This is a genomic window from Streptomyces niveiscabiei, assembly GCF_001419795.1.
Taxonomy (GTDB): domain Bacteria; phylum Actinomycetota; class Actinomycetes; order Streptomycetales; family Streptomycetaceae; genus Streptomyces; species Streptomyces niveiscabiei.
Window position 1 is genome coordinate 1 of sequence record NZ_LIRL01000919.1, and the last position, 4,184, is coordinate 4,184.

At 72.1% G+C, this 4,184-nt stretch carries 4 protein-coding genes and 1 pseudogene; 3 read left to right on the forward strand and 2 right to left on the reverse strand.

Going from position 1 to position 4,184, the window contains the following annotated elements:
- A partial coding sequence (gene guaA, locus AOK24_RS36880) for a glutamine-hydrolyzing GMP synthase (protein ID WP_055724307.1) occupies nucleotides 1-1,198 on the forward strand: 1,198 nt, incomplete at its 5' end.
- 77 nt (nucleotides 1,199-1,275) lie between these two features.
- Here guaA and AOK24_RS36885 read toward each other — a convergent pair.
- Nucleotides 1,276-1,749, reverse strand: a complete 474-nt coding sequence (locus tag AOK24_RS36885; protein ID WP_055724308.1) for a pyridoxamine 5'-phosphate oxidase family protein — start codon at nucleotides 1,747-1,749, stop codon at nucleotides 1,276-1,278.
- 119 nt (nucleotides 1,750-1,868) lie between these two features.
- Between AOK24_RS36885 and AOK24_RS36890 the strand changes: the two genes are divergently transcribed.
- On the forward strand, nucleotides 1,869-2,663 hold the full coding sequence (locus tag AOK24_RS36890) for a class II aldolase/adducin family protein (protein WP_055724309.1): 795 nt from the start codon (nucleotides 1,869-1,871) through the stop codon (nucleotides 2,661-2,663).
- 12 nt (nucleotides 2,664-2,675) lie between these two features.
- Here the strand turns inward: AOK24_RS36890 and AOK24_RS36895 are convergent, their stop codons facing one another.
- The gene (locus AOK24_RS36895) at nucleotides 2,676-3,551 is read right to left on the reverse strand and encodes a DUF4429 domain-containing protein (protein ID WP_055724310.1); all 876 of its coding nucleotides are present in this window, start codon (nucleotides 3,549-3,551) and stop codon (nucleotides 2,676-2,678) included.
- Between the two features lie 263 nt (nucleotides 3,552-3,814).
- On the opposite strand from AOK24_RS36895, the pseudogene AOK24_RS36900 reads away from it, so the two are divergent.
- Nucleotides 3,815-4,184, forward strand: a pseudogene (locus AOK24_RS36900) (hypothetical protein); the annotation flags it as partial.

The window sequence follows — 4,184 nt, forward strand, 5'->3', positions numbered from 1 at the left end:
GGGCACCCCGGCCGAGCAGGCCGTGTGGATGTCCCACGGCGACGCCTGCTCGGCGGCGCCCGAGGGCTTCGCGGTCACCGCGTCCACCGACGTCGTCCCCGTCGCCGCCTTCGAGAACGACGAGAAGCGGCTGTACGGCGTCCAGTACCACCCCGAGGTCATGCACTCCACGCACGGCCAGCAGGTCCTGGAGCACTTCCTGTACCGGGGCGCCGGGCTCAAGCCGGACTGGACCACTGGCAATGTCATCGAGGAGCAGGTCGCGGCGATCCGCGAGCAGGTCGGCGACAAGCGCGCCATCTGCGGGCTCTCCGGCGGCGTCGACTCGGCGGTCGCCGCAGCGCTCGTCGCGCGGGCCATCGGGGACCAGCTGACCTGCGTGTACGTCGACCACGGCCTGATGCGCAAGGGCGAGACCGAGCAGGTCGAGAAGGACTTCGTGGCCGCGACCGGCGTCAAGCTGGTCGTCGTCGACGCGGAGGAGCGGTTCCTCACCGCGCTCGCCGGGGTCTCCGACCCCGAGGAGAAGCGGAAGATCATCGGGCGCGAGTTCATCCGCGTCTTCGAGCAGGCGCAGGCCGAGATCATCGCGGACGCGGGCCCGGCGGTCGAGTTCCTCGTGCAGGGCACGCTCTACCCGGACGTCGTCGAGTCCGGCGGCGGCACCGGCACCGCCAACATCAAGTCGCACCACAACGTCGGCGGGCTCCCCGAGGACCTGGAGTTCCAGCTCATCGAGCCGCTGCGCAAGCTGTTCAAGGACGAGGTCCGCATGGTCGGCCAGGAGCTGGGCCTGCCCGAGGAGATCGTCCAGCGCCAGCCCTTCCCCGGCCCCGGCCTCGGCATCCGCATCGTCGGCGAGGTCACCAAGGAGCGCCTCGACCTGCTGCGCGAGGCCGACGCGATCGCCCGCGAGGAGCTGACGGCGGCCGGCCTCGACCGCGAGATCTGGCAGTGCCCGGTGGTCCTCCTCGCGGACGTCCGCTCGGTCGGCGTCCAGGGCGACGGCCGCACCTACGGCCACCCGATCGTCCTGCGCCCGGTCTCCTCCGAGGACGCGATGACGGCGGACTGGTCGCGGCTCCCGTACGACGTCCTGGCGCGGATCTCGACGCGGATCACGAACGAGGTGCGGGACGTCAACAGGGTTGTGCTGGACGTGACGAGCAAGCCCCCGGGCACGATCGAGTGGGAGTAAAGTGGCTGGCGGGGCCTCTCTGCTGAAGCGGAGGTGAACCGCCGCCGGGCACGATCGAGTGGGAGTAACCCTGAGGCTCAGGTGCGCTTGATCGTGCGCACCGGCTTGCCGGGCTCCCAGAGTTCGACGACCAGGTAGGTCTCGTCCTCCACGAACGTCCTCGTGACGTCCGTGAGTTCGACGCGGAAGAGGTGGAACGGCTCCGGCGGTTCCACCTCTTTCACGTACGCCGCCTTCAGCGGGCCGTCCTCGACCTCCACCGCCCGCCCGGAGACCCGTACGTCGCCCCCGCCCAGGCTCGTCCCCTCGCCGGGGTTCGCCTGGAGCGCGAACCTCGGGTCCCGGCGCAGGTCACGCGCCTTGAGGGAGCCGGTCATCATGCCGAGCCACAACTCGCCGTCGTGGAAGCGGACTTCGATGCCGCTGGTGCGCGGCGAGCCGTCCTTGCGGAGCGTCGCGAGGACCTGGTGCGTGTGCTGTGCGAACCGCGCCTCGACGGTCGCGGCGAGGTCGGGTTCGGCGGTGCGGAAAGCGGCCCAGTTCGTGTTCATGCTGTGAGTGTCCCGGCGTATCCCGACATCTCCTGTCGCCTTTCCCGCGCGGCCCTGCCTTTTTCCGCTGACCGGCGGTAACTTCCGGCCCTGTAGAGCAGTCCATCGCTGGAGGACCGATGTCCGGGCCCACCCCGCCTGCCCCGCTGCCCACCGACCGGCTCCGGTTCGCCCTGCCGCCGACGCACGAGTCGCCCGAGGACGAGCGGCGCCACCGCAAGGAGCGGCTCGCGGGCGCCGTGCGGATCTTCGGGCGGCTCGGGTTCGAGGACGGGGTGTCGGGGCACATCACCGCGCGGGACCCGGAGTTCAGCGACTGTTTCTGGGTGAACCCGTTCGGGGTGCCGTTCAAGCACGTGACGGTGAGCGATCTGGTGCTGGCGAACGCCGAGGGGCAGGTCGTCGAGGGGAGCTACCACGTCAACCAGGCCGCGTTCACCGTGCACGCGCAGGTGCACGCGGCGCGCCCGGACGTCGTCGCCGTCGCGCACTGCCACTCCGTGTACGGGAGGGCGCTCGCCGCGCTCGGGGAACTGCTCGACCCGATCACGCAGGAGAGCTGCGCCTTCTTCGAGGACCACGCGCTGTACGACACGTACACCGGGGTGACCGTCGACGCGGACGAAGGGCGGCGCATCGCCTCGGCGTTGGGGTCGCGGAAGGCCCTTGTCCTGCGCAACCACGGGCTGTTGACCGTCGGGGACTCCGTGGACGCCGCCGCCTGGTGGTTCCTGTCCATGGAGCGGTCGAGCCAGGTGCAGCTGACCGCGAAGGCCGCCGGGCGTCCGGTGCTGATCGAACGGCGTCAAGCGACCGCCACGCGCGAGCAGTTGGGCGGGGACCTGGTCGCGTGGATCAACTACCAGCCGCTGTGGCAGGACATCAGCCGCAGCGAACCGGACCTCCTCGGCTAGCTTCCGAACCCCCTAGCTTCCGAACCCCCTGAGGACCACGGCTTTCGTCCGCGCGAACTCCTCGTCCGTGAGGACCCCGGCGCGGTGCAGTTCCCCCAACTCCCGCAGACGGCGCAGGAGTACGTCGTGGTGGTCGGTCGGCGGCGGGGGCAGGGCCGGGTAGTCCTCGCGGAGCGGACGGGCCGAGGGGTGCGGGAGGCGGGCCGTGACGGCCGTCGCGACCAGGGCGGTGAGCAGGTCGCGGCGGGTGTTGCCCCACAGGTCCAGGGTGTACGGGTCCTTCTCCGGCGGGAGTTTCGAGAAGACCGTGTCCCGGGTGACGAACCGCAGGAAGCCGTCGTCGTAACCGGAGTTGGGCATCCACTCGACGCGCACGACGTCCCCGACGCCGATCACGCGCGGGCCCGTCGCCCGCTTCACCCGGTCCGAGGTGTCCGCCCAGTCGATGCGGACCCGGGTGCCGTCGAAGGAGACCGTGCCGTCCGAGGAGCGGACCGAGACGGGGACCGGGGGGCCGGGGAGGAGGTAGCCGGCCGTCGGGTCCTTCGGGATCTGCTCCAGGAGCAGCGCGTTGCGGATCTCCTCGGCGAGGAACTCGGCGGTCCCGGCGCTGTCCGGGTCCACCAACAGGCGGTAGGGGTCGGCGGGTTCGGGGAGCCGGCCGCCGGTCGCCTGGAGGAGCGGGTCGGCGCCCTCGCGCAGCCGGACCCGTAACCGGCCGCGCCTGCGCTCCGGTTCGTAGACGACGCCGGCGACCGCTTCGAGGGGGAGCGCGACCTCGCCGTACGTCTGGCGGAACAGGGGGACGGTGCGGTGCAGACCGGGGGTGATGCGCACGGTCGTACCGTCGAAGGCCCAGGTCCCGTCGCGCTGGATGATCTCGGCCATAGGGGAATTGTCCCAGGGAGGTCAACAGGGGGTGGGGGAAGGCGGGTTGAGGCCGGGCCGGGCCGTTCGTGGATGTTCCGTGACCGGTTGCGTCCGGTGCCCGGCCGGGTCAGCGCGCGGGGGTCCCGATAGGGCACAATTCGCTCTCGGCGCACGGGAGTTGCGGGGGGTCGCGCAGGCTCCCGCCCGTCTTCTGTCCGAGTTCTCTGTCCAGGCGGTCCGCCTGGGGTTTCTTTCTGGTCGCGGGAAGGCGGTCGTCGGGCGTGGCGGTGCGGGAAGCGGGGCAGGGGGCCGGTGTCGACGCCGGGGGCGTCCACACGGGCGGATGCACGTGCGGCGGGTGTCCGCACGGGGCCCGGGAAGGGCACCGGCGGGCCGTCGCCGCGTTCCTCGCGCGGCGGGACTCCTTCGCGGCCGGTGAGGGGGTGCCGGCGGCCGTCGCGCACTCGGCGTTCGCCTCCCGGCAGTGGGTCTCCGAGGAGCTGACCCAGTCCGCCGGGGACGTCGCCGAGCGGGGGCGCGCCGAGGGGGAGGCGTGGCTCGCCGGGCTGTGGCGGTGGACCGTCGCGGCCGTGTGGGCGGGCGTGCTCGTGCTGCTGCTCGTGCAGGCGCTCACGGCGGTCGGGGCGGGGT

What these genes read in the sequence shown, in the direction of transcription:
- AOK24_RS36885 (WP_055724308.1), bottom strand. Translation starts at nt 1,749, where the DNA reads ATGAACACGAACTGGGCCGCTTTCCGCACCGCCGAACCCGACCTCGCC.
- AOK24_RS36890 (WP_055724309.1), top strand. Translation starts at nt 1,869, where the DNA reads ATGTCCGGGCCCACCCCGCCTGCCCCGCTGCCCACCGACCGGCTCCGG.
- AOK24_RS36895 (WP_055724310.1), bottom strand. Translation starts at nt 3,551, where the DNA reads ATGGCCGAGATCATCCAGCGCGACGGGACCTGGGCCTTCGACGGTACG.